This window comes from Enterobacter cloacae complex sp. AR_0002 (assembly GCF_001922365.1).
GTDB lineage: Bacteria > Pseudomonadota > Gammaproteobacteria > Enterobacterales > Enterobacteriaceae > Enterobacter > Enterobacter hormaechei_C.
The window spans coordinates 3,039,414-3,056,661 of the sequence record NZ_CP018814.1 but is presented as its reverse complement, the minus strand read 5'-3'; the positions used below and the strand labels follow the sequence as shown (position 1 = coordinate 3,056,661).

The 17,248-nt window shown below is 56.3% G+C and carries 20 protein-coding genes; 13 read left to right on the top strand and 7 right to left on the bottom strand.

Going from position 1 to position 17,248, the window contains the following annotated elements; translation table 11 throughout:
- Positions 1 to 5 precede the first annotated feature (5 nt).
- From ulaC to AM329_RS15040, 4 genes are read left to right on the top strand one after another with little or no spacing between them, the layout of a single operon-like run.
- Positions 6 to 473, top strand: a complete 468-nt coding sequence (gene ulaC, locus AM329_RS15055; RefSeq protein WP_003856024.1) for a PTS ascorbate transporter subunit IIA — start codon at positions 6 to 8, stop codon at positions 471 to 473.
- Positions 474 to 485: 12 nt separating this feature from the next.
- Entirely contained in the window at positions 486 to 1,136 is a 651-nt protein-coding gene (gene ulaD, locus AM329_RS15050) for a 3-keto-L-gulonate-6-phosphate decarboxylase UlaD (protein WP_003856025.1), read from the top strand.
- Between the two features lie 9 nt (positions 1,137 to 1,145).
- Positions 1,146 to 2,006, top strand: a complete 861-nt coding sequence (locus tag AM329_RS15045; protein WP_022650261.1) for an L-ribulose-5-phosphate 3-epimerase — start codon at positions 1,146 to 1,148, stop codon at positions 2,004 to 2,006.
- Positions 1,999 to 2,685, top strand: a complete 687-nt coding sequence (locus AM329_RS15040) for an L-ribulose-5-phosphate 4-epimerase (RefSeq protein WP_003856029.1) — start codon at positions 1,999 to 2,001, stop codon at positions 2,683 to 2,685. The genes AM329_RS15045 and AM329_RS15040 overlap by 8 nt, the downstream gene beginning before the upstream one ends.
- Positions 2,686 to 2,819: 134 nt before the next feature.
- Here AM329_RS15040 and yjfY read toward each other — a convergent pair whose 3' ends face one another.
- Positions 2,820 to 3,095: a DUF1471 family protein YjfY gene (yjfY, locus tag AM329_RS15035; RefSeq protein ID WP_017383944.1), complete on the bottom strand. Its 276-nt coding sequence runs from the start codon at positions 3,093 to 3,095 to the stop codon at positions 2,820 to 2,822.
- A gap of 340 nt (positions 3,096 to 3,435) precedes the next feature.
- Here yjfY and rpsF point away from each other — a divergent pair, with 340 nt between their 5' ends.
- The 5 genes from rpsF (at position 3,436) to AM329_RS15010 (ending at position 5,957) form a co-directional block, all read left to right on the top strand.
- On the top strand, positions 3,436 to 3,831 hold the full coding sequence (gene rpsF, locus AM329_RS15030; RefSeq protein WP_003856034.1) for a 30S ribosomal protein S6: 396 nt from the start codon (positions 3,436 to 3,438) through the stop codon (positions 3,829 to 3,831).
- A gap of 6 nt (positions 3,832 to 3,837) precedes the next feature.
- Positions 3,838 to 4,152, top strand: coding sequence for a primosomal replication protein N (gene priB, locus AM329_RS15025; RefSeq protein WP_003856035.1), 315 nt, complete (start codon positions 3,838 to 3,840; stop codon positions 4,150 to 4,152).
- Positions 4,153 to 4,156: 4 nt separating this feature from the next.
- On the top strand, positions 4,157 to 4,384 hold the full coding sequence (gene rpsR / locus AM329_RS15020; RefSeq protein ID WP_000135199.1) for a 30S ribosomal protein S18: 228 nt from the start codon (positions 4,157 to 4,159) through the stop codon (positions 4,382 to 4,384).
- Between the two features lie 41 nt (positions 4,385 to 4,425).
- Positions 4,426 to 4,875 (top strand): 50S ribosomal protein L9, encoded by a 450-nt coding sequence (rplI, locus tag AM329_RS15015; protein ID WP_003856039.1) that lies wholly within the window; start codon positions 4,426 to 4,428, stop codon positions 4,873 to 4,875.
- 152 nt (positions 4,876 to 5,027) lie between these two features.
- Entirely contained in the window at positions 5,028 to 5,957 is a 930-nt protein-coding gene (locus tag AM329_RS15010; protein ID WP_023315269.1) for a DMT family transporter, read from the top strand.
- A 46-nt stretch (positions 5,958 to 6,003) separates the two neighbouring features.
- On the opposite strand, the gene AM329_RS15005 is transcribed toward AM329_RS15010, so the two are convergent.
- On the bottom strand, positions 6,004 to 6,642 hold the full coding sequence (locus AM329_RS15005; RefSeq protein WP_022650264.1) for an OapA family protein: 639 nt from the start codon (positions 6,640 to 6,642) through the stop codon (positions 6,004 to 6,006).
- A gap of 231 nt (positions 6,643 to 6,873) precedes the next feature.
- On the opposite strand from AM329_RS15005, the gene fklB reads away from it, so the two are divergent.
- Positions 6,874 to 7,494 (top strand): FKBP-type peptidyl-prolyl cis-trans isomerase, encoded by a 621-nt coding sequence (fklB, locus tag AM329_RS15000; protein ID WP_008502892.1) that lies wholly within the window; start codon positions 6,874 to 6,876, stop codon positions 7,492 to 7,494.
- A 314-nt stretch (positions 7,495 to 7,808) separates the two neighbouring features.
- Positions 7,809 to 9,218, top strand: coding sequence for a D-serine/D-alanine/glycine transporter (gene cycA / locus AM329_RS14995; protein ID WP_003856045.1), 1,410 nt, complete (start codon positions 7,809 to 7,811; stop codon positions 9,216 to 9,218).
- Positions 9,219 to 9,304: 86 nt separating this feature from the next.
- Here cycA and ytfE read toward each other — a convergent pair whose 3' ends face one another.
- Positions 9,305 to 9,967, bottom strand: coding sequence for an iron-sulfur cluster repair protein YtfE (gene ytfE / locus AM329_RS14990; protein WP_003856046.1), 663 nt, complete (start codon positions 9,965 to 9,967; stop codon positions 9,305 to 9,307).
- Between the two features lie 245 nt (positions 9,968 to 10,212).
- Between ytfE and AM329_RS14985 the strand changes: the two genes are divergently transcribed.
- A complete protein-coding gene (locus tag AM329_RS14985; RefSeq protein WP_003856047.1) occupies positions 10,213 to 11,862 on the top strand; it encodes a methyl-accepting chemotaxis protein in 1,650 nt (549 codons plus the stop codon).
- 80 nt (positions 11,863 to 11,942) lie between these two features.
- Here the strand turns inward: AM329_RS14985 and AM329_RS14980 are convergent, their stop codons facing one another.
- The 3 genes from AM329_RS14980 to AM329_RS14970 all read right to left on the bottom strand — a co-directional run bounded on the left by AM329_RS14980 (position 11,943) and on the right by AM329_RS14970 (position 14,738).
- Positions 11,943 to 12,908, bottom strand: a complete 966-nt coding sequence (locus AM329_RS14980) for a DMT family transporter (protein ID WP_032608363.1) — start codon at positions 12,906 to 12,908, stop codon at positions 11,943 to 11,945.
- A gap of 75 nt (positions 12,909 to 12,983) precedes the next feature.
- Entirely contained in the window at positions 12,984 to 13,808 is an 825-nt protein-coding gene (locus tag AM329_RS14975) for an AraC family transcriptional regulator (RefSeq protein ID WP_023315272.1), read from the bottom strand.
- 81 nt (positions 13,809 to 13,889) lie between these two features.
- Positions 13,890 to 14,738, bottom strand: coding sequence for an SDR family oxidoreductase (locus AM329_RS14970; protein WP_032608364.1), 849 nt, complete (start codon positions 14,736 to 14,738; stop codon positions 13,890 to 13,892).
- Positions 14,739 to 14,822: 84 nt separating this feature from the next.
- On the opposite strand from AM329_RS14970, the gene AM329_RS14965 reads away from it, so the two are divergent.
- Positions 14,823 to 15,209 (top strand): helix-turn-helix domain-containing protein, encoded by a 387-nt coding sequence (locus AM329_RS14965; protein ID WP_022650268.1) that lies wholly within the window; start codon positions 14,823 to 14,825, stop codon positions 15,207 to 15,209.
- A gap of 93 nt (positions 15,210 to 15,302) precedes the next feature.
- Here AM329_RS14965 and AM329_RS14960 read toward each other — a convergent pair whose 3' ends face one another.
- On the bottom strand, positions 15,303 to 17,246 hold the full coding sequence (locus AM329_RS14960) for a bifunctional 2',3'-cyclic-nucleotide 2'-phosphodiesterase/3'-nucleotidase (RefSeq protein ID WP_032608365.1): 1,944 nt from the start codon (positions 17,244 to 17,246) through the stop codon (positions 15,303 to 15,305).
- Positions 17,247 to 17,248: the final 2 nt, after the last annotated feature.

The window sequence follows — 17,248 nt, the reverse complement described above, 5'->3', positions numbered from 1 at the left end:
GCCACATGAAACTACGTGATTCGCTGGCAGAGAATAACTCCATCCTTTTACAGGCCGAAGCCAGCACCTGGCAGGAAGCGGTGAAGCTGAGCGTGGATCTGCTGGTTAAGGCTGACGTTGTCGAGCCGCGTTACTACCAGGCGATTCTGGATGGCGTGGCGCAGCATGGCCCTTACTTTGTGATTGCGCCAGGCCTGGCGATGCCGCATGGCCGCCCGGAAGAGGGCGTCAAGAAAACCGGCTTCGCGCTGGTGACGTTGAAAACGCCGCTGGTGTTTAACCACGAAGATAACGACCCGGTCGACATCCTTATCACTATGGCGGCTGTCGATGCCAATACCCACCAGGAGGTGGGCATCATGCAGATCGTCAATCTGTTTGATGATGAAGCTAATTTTGACCGTTTACGCGCCTGCCGTACCGCGCAGGACGTGCTGGATTTAATTGATAACGCCACTGCGGCGGCCGTTTAAGAGGAATTTAAAATGTCATTACCAATGTTGCAGGTCGCGCTGGATAACCAGACTCTGTCTCACGCTTACGAAACCACCCGTCTGATTGCGGAAGAAGTGGACATCATCGAAGTCGGCACCATTCTGTGCGTGGGCGAAGGCGTTCGTGCGGTTCGTGACCTGAAGGCGCTCTATCCGCATAAAATCGTGCTGGCGGATGCCAAAATCGCCGATGCGGGCAAAATTCTCTCTCGCATGTGCTTTGAAGCCAACGCCGACTGGGTCACCGTGATCTGCTGTGCGGATATCAACACTGCGAAAGGCGCGCTGGACGTGGCGAAGGAGTTCAATGGCGACGTGCAGATTGAACTGACCGGTTTCTGGACCTGGGAGCAGGCGCAGGAGTGGCGCGAAGCAGGTATCCAGCAGGTGGTTTATCACCGCAGCCGTGATGCGCAGGCCGCAGGCGTGGCGTGGGGTGAAGCCGATATCAGCGCGATCAAACGTCTGGCCGATATGGGCTTCAAAGTGACCGTAACCGGTGGCCTGGCGCTGGAAGATCTGCCGCTGTTCAAGGGGATTCCAATTCACGTCTTTATTGCCGGTCGTAGCATTCGCGATGCGGAATCTCCGGTGGAAGCTGCGCGTCAGTTTAAACGCTCAATCGCTCAGCTTTGGGGTTAAGGAGCGGGTATGTTGTCAAAACAGGTCCCGCTTGGCATCTATGAAAAGGCACTCCCTGCGGGGGAGTGCTGGCTGGAGCGGTTACAGCTGGCGAAGCAGCTGGGTTTCGATTTTGTCGAAATGTCGGTGGATGAGACGGACGAGCGTCTTGCTCGCCTGGACTGGAGCCGCGACCAGCGTCTGGCGCTGGTGAGCGCCATTGCCGAAACCGGCGTGCGCGTGCCATCCATGTGCCTGAGCGCTCATCGTCGTTTTCCGCTTGGCAGCGAAGATGATGCCGTACGCGCCGAAGGGCTGGAGATCATGCGTAAAGCTATTCGCTTCGCACAGGATGTCGGCATCCGCGTGATTCAACTGGCGGGTTACGATGTTTACTATCAGGAAGCCAATGATGAAACGCGCCGTCGTTTCCGTGACGGCCTGAAAGAGAGCGTTGAGATGGCAAGCCGTGCGCAGGTGACGCTGGCGATGGAGATCATGGATTATCCGTTGATGAACTCCATCAGCAAGGCGCTGGGCTACGCGCACTATCTGAATAACCCGTGGTTCCAGCTTTATCCGGATATCGGCAACCTGTCGGCATGGGATAACGACGTACAGATGGAGCTTCAGGCGGGCATCGGGCATATCGTGGCGGTGCACGTTAAAGATACCCGTCCCGGCGTGTTTAAAAACGTACCGTTCGGCACCGGGGTGGTGGATTTCGAACGGTGCTTCCAGACGCTCAAACAGACAGGTTATTGCGGGCCTTACCTGATTGAGATGTGGAGCGAAACCGCGGACGATCCGGCGGCAGAAGTGGCGAAAGCCCGGGACTGGGTGTGCGAGCGCATGGCGCGGGCAGGACTGATGGAGGCGGAACATGCTTAAGCTGAAACAGCAGGTCTTTGAAGCCAATATGGATCTCCCGCGCTATGGACTGGTGACGTTTACGTGGGGCAACGTAAGCGCCATCGATCGCGAGCAGGGGCTGGTGGTGATTAAGCCGAGCGGCGTGGCCTATGACGCCATGAAAGCGGACGATATGGTGGTGGTTGACCTGGAAGGACTGGTCGTTGAAGGCAAATGGCGTCCTTCTTCTGATACGGCAACCCATCTGGCGCTGTACCAGCGTTACCCGTCCTTGGGGGGGATTGTACATACCCATTCCACGCACGCCACCGCCTGGGCACAGGCCGGGCTGGCGATCCCTGCTTTGGGTACAACGCACGCGGACTACTTCTTCGGTGATATTCCCTGCACGCGGGCGTTAACGCAGACTGAGGTCGAAGGCGAGTACGAACTTAACACCGGCAGGGTCATTATCGAAACGCTGGGTGAGACGGAACCACTGCATACGCCGGGTATTGTGGTGTACCAGCATGGTCCATTCTCCTGGGGTAAAGATGCGCATGACGCCGTGCATAACGCGGTGGTGATGGAAGAGGTGGCCAGAATGGCGTGGATTGCGCGCGGCATTAACCCACAGCTTCAGGGCATTGATGATTATCTGATGAACAAGCATTTCATGCGTAAGCACGGCCCGAATGCTTATTACGGGCAGAAGTGAATAAGTGCTCTGGAATACCGAAACAGTTGTAACCGGTGGTATTCCGGAGCCATTCATAAAAAAGCCCCCGGGCAGGGGGCAAATTATATATGGCTTTGATTTTCTTTTGCTTTCCTGGTGCTAGCGATAAAGCGTTACTGGTAAATATCTGCACTGGCGTGCATATTACCGTTGCTGCCGGGCTCACGTGTCAGCATGACGTGATAGTATTTTGCGCCCTGCGCATCGGTTTCTTCATTAAGCGCCTGATCTGCTTCACTTTCAGTGGCGAAGTTATGATTGATGTAAATAACGCCTAAGCTCTGCACATCATCCATGTTTCTGGCCTGTTGGCTGTCTATTCTGATGGCTGCCATCGCGTTTGCACTGAGCAAAAGCGCAGCCAAAATGGCGATTGCGATTCTTTTCATGATATGCGCTCCACGACTGCGTGCTGTGATACGGCGGAATGCTCTCCTTCTCTGTTCAGGGTTTCTGATTAAAGTGTAATCGCTACCCGGGTTGGGATGGGTGACCATTTCTGATGATGTTGTTCAAAAAAACAGCGCTTCTGATGAGTGCGATTTTAAATCACCCACTTAGAACAGCTTTACCCTTTGTGCGAATTATTTGTGCAATCAGCTTGAGTTTCCTGGGGGGCGCAAGTATTATGACGCGTCAATTTTTCAGCCGACCTTTAACACGTTCCTTGCCTCCCCGGGCCTCGGCTGACCCAGACAGGAGGCTGAATAATCCGTAAGGAGCAATTCGATGCGTCATTACGAAATCGTTTTTATGGTCCACCCTGACCAGAGCGAACAGGTTCCGGGCATGATCGAGCGTTACTCTGCTGCCATCACTGGTGCAGAAGGCACGATCCACCGTCTGGAAGACTGGGGCCGCCGTCAGCTGGCTTACCCGATCAACAAACTGCACAAAGCACACTACGTTCTGATGAACGTTGAAGCTCCGCAGGAAGTGATCGATGAGCTGGAAACTACCTTCCGCTTCAACGATGCCGTTATCCGCAGCATGGTTATGCGTACCAAACACGCAGTGACCGAAGCATCTCCGATGGTTAAAGCGAAAGACGAGCGCCGTGAGCGTCGCGATGATTTCGCAAACGAAACCGCAGATGATTCTGATGCTGGGGATTCTGAAGAGTAATTTCTGATGACCAACCGTCTGGTGTTGTCCGGCACCGTGTGCAGGACCCCCCTTCGAAAGGTCAGCCCATCAGGAATTCCGCATTGCCAGTTCGTGCTTGAGCATCGTTCTGTGCAAGAGGAAGCCGGGTTTCACCGGCAGGCGTGGTGCCAAATGCCCGTAATTATTAGCGGACACGAAAACCAGGCCATTACTCACAGTTTAACGGTCGGTAGCGCAGTAATCGTTCAGGGGTTCATTTCTTGCCACAAGGCAAAGAACGGCCTGAGCAAAATGGTTCTGCATGCCGAGCAGATTGATTTGATAGATTCTGGAGACTAGCCATATGGCACGTTATTTCCGTCGTCGCAAGTTCTGCCGTTTCACCGCGGAAGGCGTTCAAGAGATCGACTATAAAGATATCGCAACGCTGAAAAACTACATCACCGAAAGCGGTAAGATTGTCCCAAGCCGTATCACCGGTACTCGTGCAAAATATCAGCGTCAGCTGGCTCGCGCTATCAAACGCGCTCGCTACCTGTCTCTGCTGCCGTACACTGATCGTCATCAGTAATCGGGCACGGTCCATTAATACGACTTTAAGAGGATAAGGTAATGCAAGTTATTCTGCTTGATAAAGTAGCAAACCTGGGCAGCCTGGGTGATCAGGTAAACGTTAAAGCGGGTTACGCTCGTAACTTCCTGGTTCCACAGGGTAAAGCTGTTCCAGCTACTAAGAAAAACGTAGAGTTTTTCGAAGCACGTCGTGCTGAACTGGAAGCCAAACTGGCTGACGTTCTGGCGGCTGCTAACGCTCGCGCTGAAGCAATCAACGCACTGGGCACCGTTACCATCGCGTCCAAAGCTGGCGACGAAGGTAAACTGTTCGGTTCCATCGGTACCCGCGATATCGCTGATGCAGTTACTGCGGCAGGCGTTAAAGTGGCTAAGAGCGAAGTTCGTCTGCCGAACGGCGTTCTGCGTACCACTGGTGAGCACGAAGTTGACTTCCAGGTTCACAGCGAAGTGTTCGCTAAACTGGTTGTTAACGTAGTAGCTGAGTAATTTTTTACTCTGCTCGCGTCGAAGCGCCGGCCTTGTGCCGGCGTTTTGCTTTTTAGCGTGACCCTGCGTCATCTTTTGCTCTTGTAAGGTCGCTATTCCTGACGCATTCTCTGATAATAAATTGAAACGCAATTTTATTTATGAGATTTGTCATGGATACTGCTCTGCCCACGCCCGTCTTTGCCCGTCGAAATGTGGCCTATGCCTGCGCCACGCTCTGCTGTCTGCTTTGGGGAAGCTCGTACCCGGCCATTAAAAGTGGCTACGAACTCTTTCAGATCGCGACCGATGATATCCCCTCCAAAGTCGTCTTTGCCGGATACCGTTTTCTGTTTGCCGGCGCGTTGCTGCTGCTTTTTGCCCTGGCCCAGCGAAAACCGATTGGCAGGCTCACGCCCACGCAGTTTGGCCAGCTCACGATCCTCGGACTGACCCAGACCTCCCTCCAGTACACCTTCTTTTATATCGGCCTGGCCTACACGACCGGGGTGAACGGCTCCATCATGAATGCCACCGGGACCTTCTTCAGCGTGCTGCTGGCGCACTTTATCTACCACAACGACAAACTCAGCTATAACAAAACGCTGGGGTGTGTTCTGGGCTTTGCCGGGGTGATGCTGGTGAACTTCCACAGCGGGTTAAGTGAGTTCCAGTTTGTGTGGAAAGGTGACGGATTTGTGGTGCTGGCCGCCTTTATTCTCTCTGCGGCCACGCTTTACGGGAAACGCATTTCCCAGACCGTTGACCCGACGGTAATGACGGGATGGCAGCTGGGGATAGGCGGGGCGGCACTGGTTGCGGGAGGCTATGCCACGGGCGGGACGCTGGAGGTGCACAGCATGAAAGCCGTCGCCGTGCTGGGGTATCTGACGCTGCTCTCATCCGTGGCGTTCGCCCTGTGGAGCGCGCTGCTGAAAGTAAACCGCGTGAGTATGATTGCCCCGTTCAACTTTGTCATACCTGTAGCAGGGACGGTGCTCTCCGCCATCTTCCTCGGCGAAAACATTATGGACATTAAATACGCGATTGCGCTGGTGCTGGTCTGCTCGGGGATCTGGTGGGTGAATAAACGGCGTGCCTGAGAACAAAAGTGCCGGGTGGCGGCATCGCCTTACCCGGCCTGGGCCATTAACGTGCTCTGATGAAACTGCCGTCCGGCTGGCGGGTAAACAGTACCTGCTGCCCGTTGCCGGTATCGATCGTTAACCCGGTCACCACCCCGCTGGCGTTCTGACGGATCTGCACCATCTGACCATTTTGCAGGTTGCTGAGCGGCTTGCCTGCCCCCTCGACTTGCGCCATGGCATACACATCCGTTGCGGGCAAATTGTGGTCGCGGAACAGCTGGGCAAGAGTTTTCCCAGGCTCTACGCGATACGAACGCCACTGCTGCTCAATGCCGGTGGGCTGTTGCGCCTGTGGCTCTGAAGGGGCGGCGGCCAGCTCCTGATCTTCCTGAACAGGTTCAGGTTCAACCGGCGCAACCTGGCCCGGATCGTTAGACGGTGTGACCAGCTGCGTCTGCATCGGCTGTGAACCAGGCTGCGGCTGGCTTTGCGACTGGATATCCAGCTCAGCATTCCGGCTGACCGGCGCGGTATCAACGTTGTCACTGCCGGAAGGAAGCAGGAAGCCGATGACGATCAGCAACGCGCCGATGATAATGCCTCTGCGATGCAAAGGCGGCAGCGGGTCCATGATGCGAAAGTTATCCGGCGCATGCCAGATTTTCGCCAGGGTAGGTTTCAGTTCAAATCGCCCGGGCATGGCTCTCCTCCTGCTCCGCGTCTTTTTATCCTGTCCTGAGAAGTGTAGTTTGCTAACTGCCTGATGGGCGTAACAAAGCCAGCTTTCGTGACATATATTAGGGAAAATCCTGACGGCTACTATTGTTTCCGTTTCGTCGCAGTTTGTCACCTTTACTTAAGACAAAGTTTTACCCATAAGGGCATGGCTGATATGCTGCCCGCTACTTTAAATGTGATGGAAGGAAAACCCATGACCACCCCGACTTTTGACACTATCGAAGCGCAGGCAAGCTACGGCATCGGCTTGCAGGTAGGACAGCAGCTGAGCGAATCCGGCCTGGAAGGTCTGTTACCGGAAGCGCTGGTGGCGGGTATCGCTGACGCGCTGGAAGGCAAGCAGCCCGCTGTGCCGGTTGACGTTGTGCACCGTGCGCTGCGTGAAATCCACGAACGTGCTGACGCCGTACGTCGCGCGCGTTTCGAAGAGATGGCGGCAGAAGGCGTGAAATATCTGGAAGAGAACCGTGAGCGTGAAGGCGTGAACAGCACCGAGTCCGGCTTGCAGTTCCGCGTAATCAATCAGGGTGATGGCGCAATCCCGGCGCGTACCGACCACGTTCGCGTACATTACACCGGTAAGCTGATCGACGGTACCGTGTTCGACAGCTCCGTCGCGCGTGGCGAACCGGCTGAGTTCCCGGTCAACGGCGTTATCGCAGGCTGGATCGAAGCCCTGACCCTGATGCCAGTAGGTTCCAAATGGGAACTGACTATCCCGCACAACCTGGCTTACGGCGAGCGTGGCGCTGGCGCGTCCATTCCGCCATTCAGCACCCTGGTGTTTGAAGTCGAGCTGCTGGAAATCCTGTAATCGGTTTTTCTTATTTTCCTCTCTCCGATCGGGGAGAGGAAAATAGCGATAAAACCCGGAGTTACGACGGAATCAACATTTTGTATTGCAAACGAAACTGTTACGTGTATTTTTGTGAGCTGTTTCGCGCTGTATGAGTGATATGACACTCACTTTCAACATATTATTAACATAATATTCAAATCATAGTATTCATCCCGCCGATTCTTACCTACTATCGATTAGTCCTTACACAGGGGCCGTCATTTATTTGGCGTAAATAAAGGCCAGAAGAGCCTTAACAACACAGACAGGCATAAACAGGAAAATATCACATGGTAGATCAGGTCAAAGTCGCCGCCGCAGAAGAGGCGACGTCTGAACAGTCGCTACGGCGAAATCTCACGAACCGTCACATTCAGCTTATTGCCATTGGCGGAGCCATCGGCACAGGGCTGTTTATGGGCTCGGGCAAAACCATCAGTCTTGCCGGCCCGTCGATCATCTTCGTTTATATGATCATCGGTTTTATGCTCTTTTTCGTGATGCGTGCAATGGGTGAATTGCTGCTCTCGAATCTTGAATACAAATCCTTCAGCGACTTCGCGTCAGACCTGCTCGGCCCGTGGGCGGGCTATTTTACCGGCTGGACCTACTGGTTCTGCTGGGTGGTCACCGGCATGGCTGACGTTGTGGCCATCACGGCGTACGCGCAATTCTGGTTCCCAGGGCTATCGGACTGGGTGGCTTCGCTGGCGGTGATTGTCCTGCTGCTGAGCCTGAACCTCGCCACCGTTAAAATGTTCGGTGAGATGGAGTTCTGGTTCGCGATGATCAAAATCGTCGCCATCATCGCGCTGATTGTCGTCGGGCTGGTGATGGTGCTGACGCACTTCCAGTCGCCAACCGGCGTACAGGCGTCGTTTGCCCATCTGTGGAATGACGGCGGCTGGTTCCCGAAAGGGATCAGCGGCTTCTTTGCCGGCTTCCAGATTGCGGTGTTCGCGTTTGTCGGGATTGAGCTGGTCGGTACCACGGCGGCGGAAACCAAAGATCCGGAGAAATCCCTGCCGCGCGCGATCAACTCCATTCCGCTGCGTATCATCATGTTCTACGTGTTCGCGCTGATCGTCATTATGTCCGTGACGCCATGGAGTTCGGTGGTGCCAACCAAGAGCCCGTTCGTCGAGCTGTTCGTGCTGGTGGGACTGCCTGCTGCCGCGAGCCTGATTAACTTCGTGGTGCTGACCTCTGCGGCCTCTTCCGCGAACAGCGGCGTCTTCTCCACCAGCCGTATGCTGTTCGGTCTGGCGCAGGAGGGCGTTGCTCCGAGCGCGTTTGCCAAACTGTCTAAACGCGCGGTACCGGCGAAAGGGCTGACCTTCTCCTGCATCTGTCTGCTGGGCGGTGTGGTGATGCTCTACGTCAACCCGAGCGTAATCGGCGCGTTCACCATGATCACTACGGTGTCGGCGATCCTGTTCATGTTCGTCTGGACCATTATCCTCTGCTCATACCTGGTGTACCGCAAACAGCGTCCACACCTGCATGAGAAGTCGATCTACAAGATGCCGCTGGGCAAGCTGATGTGCTGGGTGTGCATGGCGTTCTTCGTCTTCGTGCTGGTGCTGCTGACGCTGGAAGAAGATACCCGCCAGGCGCTGATCGTCACGCCGCTGTGGTTTATTGCGCTGGGGCTGGGCTGGCTGTTTATCGGTAAGAAACGTATGGCGAGCATGCGTTAAGCATGTTGCCGGGTGGCGCTGACGCTTACCCGGCCTACGTTCGCGGACGTTGTAGGCCCGGTAAGCGCTAGCGCCGCCGGGCTTTTTTATTCCCCCGCTAATGCACGCGGGAACAGAACGTTATTCTCAAGACTGATGTGTTCCATCAGATCGTCGATCATCTCGTTAATGCCGTTGTACATGGCTTTCCAGGTGGTGCACGCCTCTGGCGGCGGTGTGACGTTGTCGGTGGTGTGTTTAATCACTTCCAGCAGTTCGCCGGCGTCATCATGTTCGCTTTCCATCACGCTGATGGGCCCCATGGCCTGGCTGCCCATGCCCTGTTTGATCATCGGGAAGAGGATCTGCTCCTCTTTCATCATGTGGCTGGAAAGTTCTTCGTGCAGCATGGTCAGGTATTTCGCCAGGCCGCGCGGTACGGAAGGTTTATCGGCATGAACGCGTTCAACTTTGGTCGCCTGTAAAATCAGCTCCGGCAGCTGCTCGCGGTGACGATCGTGGTAACGCACAATGATATGGTCGATGATTTCAGCCAGCGGCGCAGTGCGCCAGTCTTTGTCGACGGGCTGTTCAGCCAGCTGAGCCAGCTCCGCTTCGATAGCCTCTACATCCAGCTCTTTACGCGACGCTGCGCGCGCCAGCGTTTGCTTACCACCGCAGCAGTAATCCATATCATATTTACGGAACAGCGCAGAAGCGCGAGGGATGGAGAGCGCCAGCTCGCCTAAGGGTTGGTCGCGGAAGGCCATAGCAGTTACCTCATCATCAGAAATATAAGATGCATTTTAAATGCATCTTTAAGTGGATACTATAACCCTTTAGAGGCAAGGGTGAAAACGAGAAAGGGATCACAAAAAAAGCATGCTTTTAACTTGCTGATTGAATGCAGAAAAGGGCTTTCGAAAGTTTTTAAAGGTGGAGAAACAGTAAACAACCTGCCGCGCGTGCCGATAGATACAGGTCAGACAATACCTGTATATAAATAAGGCAACGCATGTTTAAACGTATAAAAGTCATTACTCTTTTGATTTCGGTGCTGCTTGTGCTCGGCATCATGCAGCTGATCTCCGCTGGCATTTTCATTAATGCACTCAATAACGATAAAGAGAACTTCACCGTTTCTCAGCTTTCCAGCCAGAACGTCGCGGAGTTTACCGACGCCTGGATCAGCCTGAACCAGGCGCGCGTCACCCTCAACCGCGGCATGCTGCGCCTGCAAAGCAGCATGGCGTCGCAGATTAACGGCGGGCAGCTGAACGAGCTGGTCAATACCGCGAAAAACCTGCTGGCCGATGCCCAGACCCATTACGATAAATACTATGCGCTGCCGGAAACGCCGGGTATGGACGAGCACCTGGCCGATCGCCTGGAAGAGCAGTACCGCGTCTACTCCGCCACGCTGACGCAAATGAACGTTCTGCTGGGGCAGGGCAATCTGGAAGATATGTTCAAACAAAATGCCGAACAGAAGCAGACCGCGATGCAAAAGGTTTATCGCGAGTGGCGTGAGGCGCAGGCCGCGCTGACCGCCAAAGGTATCCAGGACAATGAAAGCGACTACAAACGCATTCTGTGGATCCTTTCTGCGGTGATGCTGCTGGTGATCGCGGTGATTATTTCCAGCTGGATTGCGATGCGCCGCGTGCTGCTGCTGCCGCTGGAAGAGGTGATCAACCATATCCGCGCCATTGCCGCAGGGGATTTAACCCAGCCGATTCAGGCTGAGGGTAAAAATGAAATGGCGATCCTGGCGCGCAACGTTCAGGAGATGCAGACTGCGCTGGCCAACACGGTGGGCGTGGTGCGTGAAGGCGCAGATACCATCTACACTGGCGCGGGTGAAATCTCGGCGGGCAGCAACGATCTCTCCTCCCGTACCGAACAGCAGGCCGCTTCTCTGGAAGAGACGGCAGCCAGCATGGAACAGTTAACCGCTACCGTGAAGCAAAACGCCGATAACGCGCGTCAGGCGTCACGCCTGGCGCTGGACGCCTCCTCCACCGCGAAGAAGGGCGGTAACGTGGTGGAAGGCGTGGTGCGGACGATGGACGAAATCGCCACCAGTTCCAGCAAAATCGCGCAAATTACTAACGTGATCGACGGCATTGCTTTCCAGACCAATATTCTGGCGCTGAACGCGGCGGTAGAAGCGGCGCGCGCGGGCGAGCAGGGACGTGGCTTCGCGGTTGTCGCGGGCGAGGTGCGTACCCTTGCCCAGCGCAGTGCGCAGGCGGCGAAAGAGATCAAAGCGCTGATCGATGATTCCGGCGAGCGTGTTAACGCGGGCTCTCAGCTGGTGAATGAGGCGGGCGCGACGATGGCGGAGATCGTCAATGCGGTTACGCGCGTGACGGACATCATGGGTGAGATTGCGTCGGCCTCCGACGAACAGAGCCGCGGTATCGACCAGGTGGGTCAGGCGGTGGCGGAGATGGATCGCGTCACCCAGCAGAATGCCTCGCTGGTGGAAGAGTCTGCGGCGGCGGCGGCGGCGCTGGAAGATCAGGCTGCACGCCTGAACGACGCGGTGGCAGTGTTTAAGATCACCCGCAATCAGGCGGTGAAAGCCGCGCCGGTAAAGACCTATGCACCTAAAGCGCAGCCCGTCGCGGCGGCGTCTGAAGCGAACTGGGAAACGTTCTGATACTGTGCCGGGTGGCGCTGACGCTTACCCGGCCTACGGTTTTGTAGGCCCTGCAAGCGAAGCGCCGCCGGGCGAAAAGCTCACCCCTCCGACGCCGGAACGACCATCGGTTTTTCCGGCTTCGCTCTCACCGCAATCACCACCCCAACGACCAGCAGCGCGATCCCGCAGGCCGTTAGCAGCGGCGGCACGCTCTGACGCATCAGGAAGGTATAGAGCAGCCCGGCCAGCGTCTCAAAGACAATCAGCGGCCCCAGTATCACCGTCGGCAGCTTCTGGCTGGCAATGTTCCAGCACAGCGCGCCCACCCACGAACAGAGCACGGCAATGGCGACCATTAGCCCGACGAATACCCACGGGCGCGGTCCGAGGGGCAGGGTAAATGCCGGTTGCTGGCTACCCAGCCAGACACACGCGCCCACATAGCCCAGCAACGAGACAGGGAGGGTGACCAGCGCCTGCGCCGTCGCCCACATCATCGGATGTTTATCCGGGTTTTCCCGCAGCCAGCGTGCGTTGCGCAGGGCATACCAGGCCCAACAGACAACCGAAATAAACGCCAGAAAGATCCCTGAACCGTAACGCCACACGCTGAAATTTTCCAGACCATGGCGAAGCTCGGCAATATTCACGCACACCAGCCCCACGGCAATGCAGACCAGCGCCGGCGCCATTTTTGACCACGCCAGTTTGCCGTCACGCTGGCTGTAAAGCAGGTTCGCGAAAACCGGGATGACCACCGGCAGCGTGCCGATAATCATGGTCGACACCGGCGCACCGGTGCGCTGAATGGCGCTCGCCAGACAGACGTAGTAGATCAGATTACCCATCATGGTCAGCCCCAGCGCGGTGAGCCAGTCCTGGCGGCCCAGCTGACGCAGACGCGCGCGCCCCAGCCACGCCAGCGGCACGGCAATCAGCCCCAGCGCCAGGTAACGTCCGGTCGACTGCAATATTGCCGGGTACTCCGGCACAATCAGCGGGCCGACAAAAATCAGCCCCCACATCAAACCCGCAAGCAGGGCATACAACACGCCGCTAATCATTCTTCCATCCATCTTGATTCACTTTGCGCTCAGTGTAGGAGGGCAAAACGGGCGCGTATTGTATGAGGTTGCGCATTAGCGCGGCATAACCTGTTTCTGGTAGCGCACGGGTGTGATGCCGTAGCGACGGGTGAAGGCGCGGGTCAGGTGCGACTGATCGGTCAGCCCGGTCGCGGCGGCCACCTCGGCGGCAGGCATGCCATGGGTGAGGAATGCTTTGGCGCGCCACAGCCGGATGGCCATCAGCATCTGGTGGGGCGTAACGTGGAAATGGGCTTTGAACTGGCGCTGAAAATGGTACGGGCTGAGCGAGACAACGTTAGCCAGCTCGTCCAGGGTCAGCGAGCGCATATAGTTGTCGTGCAGGTAGTCGCGAACGCGTTCGAAGCGGTGCGTGGCCTCCTGCACCACCGGCGCATGGTGGGCCAGCGGCTGAAAAGTCTGAATCAAATCCAGTAGCAGCCCCTTCTGCGCCAGCGGATCGTCCGTGTGCCACAGGCCATAAATCAACTGGCCTATCTGTTGCGAGCGCAGCGGATCGTGACGCGTGACGTCGCTAAACCACCAGTGACGCAGGCCAGTGACCTCTTCCAGCAGGTCGGGTTCGATGTAGACCATCCGGTAGCGCCAGCCGCCTTCAGTGGCGGATTCCCCGGTGTGGATCTCGTCCGGGTTCATGGTCACGACGGATTTTTCCGCGGCAAGATGCTGGGTACCGCGATAGCGGAAGCGTTCGGCACCGGTTTCGATGGTGCCGATACCAAAGGCTTCATGAGTGTGCGGCTCGAAGGCGTAGTCAGAGATATGGGCGTGATAAAGCTCCAGGCCCGGCAGCTGCGCCAGATGGCGAAAGCGCGCGCTGTCTCTCTCATCAGTGAACTGTTCCGGTACGCCTTGCACGGTGAGCCTCCTTGTGGGTCATCGCTTCATTATCAGAGATGACCCGAGGGGACGCCACAAAAAATAACCAATTTTTAACAACTACAGGATGGCTTTGACGCTTTCCGCCAGCGGTGTGGTTGGGCGGCCAATGAGCTTGCTCAGGGTATGGCTGTCGTCGAACAGGCCGCCTTTGGACGCGCCGGTGTCGGAGTCCGCCAGCATTTCCGCCAGCCCGGCAGGCAGACCAACGCCCTTCAGCGCAGCGGCGAAATCGGCTTCGCTGAGGTTCTGATACGTTACCGGCTTACCGCTCTGCTTGCTCAGTTCCGCAGCCAGTTCGCTCAGCGTCCAGGCATTATCACCCGCCAGTTCATACACCTTGCCGGCATGACTCTCTTCAGAAATCACTTTCGCTGCCGCCGCCGCGTAATCCGCACGGGTCGCAGAGGCAATTTTGCCTTCGCCTGCGGCCCCCATAAACACGCCGTGTTCCAGCGCTGGCGGCGCGCTTGCCAGGTAGTTTTCGGTGTACCAGCCGTTGCGCAACAGGGCGTAAGGCACGCCGGAGGCCGCCAGGGCATTTTCGGTTTCGACGTGCTCAACGTGCAGACCCAGCGGGGATTTGTCAGCATGCAGCAGGCTGGTATAGGCGATGAATTTCACCCCGGCGGCTTTGGCGGCGTTTATCACGTTCTGGTGCTGTACGGCGCGCTGGCCCACTTCGCTGGAGGAGATGAGCAGCAGTTTATCCACGCCGTTCAGCGCGGTGGTAAATGCGGCTTCATCGGTGTAATCCGCCTGACGCACAACGACCCCTTGCTGACGCAACGCTTCGGCTTTCGCCAGGTTACGCACAATAGCCACGATCTGGCTGGCCGGAACGGTTTTCAGTAGTTCTTCAATAACGTGTTGGCCAAGCTGGCCGGTTGCGCCGGTAATCGCGATCATGATGAATCTCCTTCGTGTTTGTCTGGTGTTGTGGCACACTATCACCTTAACTAACTTTTAGTAAGTACGTACAAAAAGGTAAGTATGAAAACAACAATACCAACGCTCAGCGAGCAAATGCGCGATGGCAACCTCTTTGCGGAACAGTGCCCGTCACGGGAGGTGCTCAAACACGTAACCAGCCGCTGGGGCGTGCTGATCCTGGTGGCGTTACGTCAGGGGACGCATCGCTTCAGCGATCTGCGCCGCAAGATGGGCGGCGTCAGCGAGAAGATGCTGGCTCAGTCTTTACAGGCGCTGGAACATGACGGGTTTGTCGATCGCGTGTCGTATCCGGTCGTGCCGCCGCATGTGGAGTATAGCCTGACGCCGCTGGGGCGGGAGGTAAGCGAGAAGGTGGCCGCGCTGGCCGACTGGATTGAGGTCAATACGCCGCAGGTGATGGCGAATAGGGACGAGCGTGCGGCATGAAATGCCGGGTGGCGCTTGCGCTTACCCGGCCTACGGGATCGAGGATTGCGGGTAGGCCGGGTAAGGCGAAGCCGCCACCCGGCACAATCATCGCTACCTGCTCAAATCCACCTGATAAATCGCGAACCCAATATCATCCGTCGCGACCTTTTGCATCGGATACTGCGCCTTATCCTTGATAAACGCGGCTGCTTTATCGGACGGAGATGTCTCAAAGCGAATATCCAGCTTAGTGTCGCTGTGGATCGGCGCAAGTCGCCAGTTGTTATCCACCGCCGGATGAATTTCACCCGCCTTTTTCGACTCCGCGCTGATCCACGCCGCCAGCACCGAACGGTTCTCATCCGGTGAGGCAAAGGCGATATGGCTGTCACCCGTACCGGCAAACTTACCGCCATAGGCGCGGTAGTTGTTGGTCACCACCAGGAAAGTGGCATTCGGATCAATCGCTTTGCCGTTGAAGGTCAGGTTTTTGATGCGTTCTGCCTGCGGATTAATGGCCTGACATTCGCCGTCATATTTCGCGGGCTGGGTAACGTCAATCTGATAATCCACGCCGTCGATCACGTCGAAGTTGTAGGTGCGGAAACCGTCCCAGTTAATCAGCGACTGCGGTTTGCTGCTGTGCGGATCGATCTGGTTGAACTGTCCGGCAGAGCACTCCAGCCACTCCTTCACCTCTTTCCCGGTGGCTTTCACCACCACGAGTGTGTTGGGATAGAGGTAGAGATCGGCGGCATTACGGAAGGTCAGCTGGCCTTTTTCCACCTCAACGTAGCTGGCCGGATCGTTCTTACGTCCGCCCACTTTGAATGGCGCCGCGGCAGACAGTACCGGCAGATTTGCCAGATCCGGATCGCCCTGAATATAGTGCTCCGCATAGGCTTTCTGCGCCATGTTGACTACCTGCACGGTCGGGTCATCCTGTACCAGCGCGAGGAAGCTGTACATGTTATCAGCCGATTTACCGATCGGCTTGCTGACAAATTCACGCGTCGCGTCGTGGTCATGCTTCAGGACGTCGACCAGCTTTTTATCTTCCCCTGCCAGAGATTTTTTGGCCGCAGCGTCGTAGATCGGACGCGCTTCCGCTTTCGACTGCGTGACTTTCCAGCTTCCGCTGTCGTTATTCAGCACCAGATCCACCACGCCAAGGTGGTCACCCCACATGCCCGGCATCACCGATGGCACACCGTTGAGCGTCCCTTTTTCGATGTCCGCGCCTTTGATATCAGCGAAATCTTTGCCCGGGAAGACGGCATGGGCGTGACCAAACAGGATCGCATCCACGCCCGGCACCTGGCTGAGATAGTACACGGAGTTCTCAGCCATCACCTGATACGGGTCGGCCGAGAGGCCGGAGTGGGCCACGACGACCACCACATCCGCCCCTTTCGCCCGCATCTCCGGCACGTATTTGCGCGCGGTTTCGGTAATGTCGTTGACGGTTACTTTCCCGTCGAGGTTGGCTTTATCCCACGTCATGATCTGCGGCGGTACAAAACCGATATAGCCGATTTTCAGCGTCTGTTTTTTACCGTCCTGGTCGACAACCTCGGTCTCTTTAATCAGATAAGGGGTGAAGAGCGGCTTCTTCGTCTTAACGTCGATGATATTGGCGTTAACGTACGGGAATTTTGCCCCTGCCAGCGCGTCGTGCAGGTATTTCAGACCGTAGTTAAATTCGTGGTTGCCCAGGTTGCCAACCGCATAATCCAGGGTGTTCATCGCTTTATAGACAGGGTGGATCTCGCCTTTTTTCAGCCCCTTCGCCGCCATGTAGTCGCCGAGCGGGCTGCCCTGAATTAAGTCCCCGTTATCGACCAGCACGCTGTTTTTCACTTCACCGCGGGCGGCGTTGATCAAACTTGCCGTGCGTACCAGTCCGAATTTTTCCGTAGGGGTATCTTTGTAGTAATCGAAGTCCATCATATTGCTGTGCAGATCGGTGGTTTCCAGAATACGGAGATCCACCGTCGCTGCCTGAACGCTTGCCGCAATCAGCGTTGCCAGGAGCGTTGCGCTAAACTTAATCATCT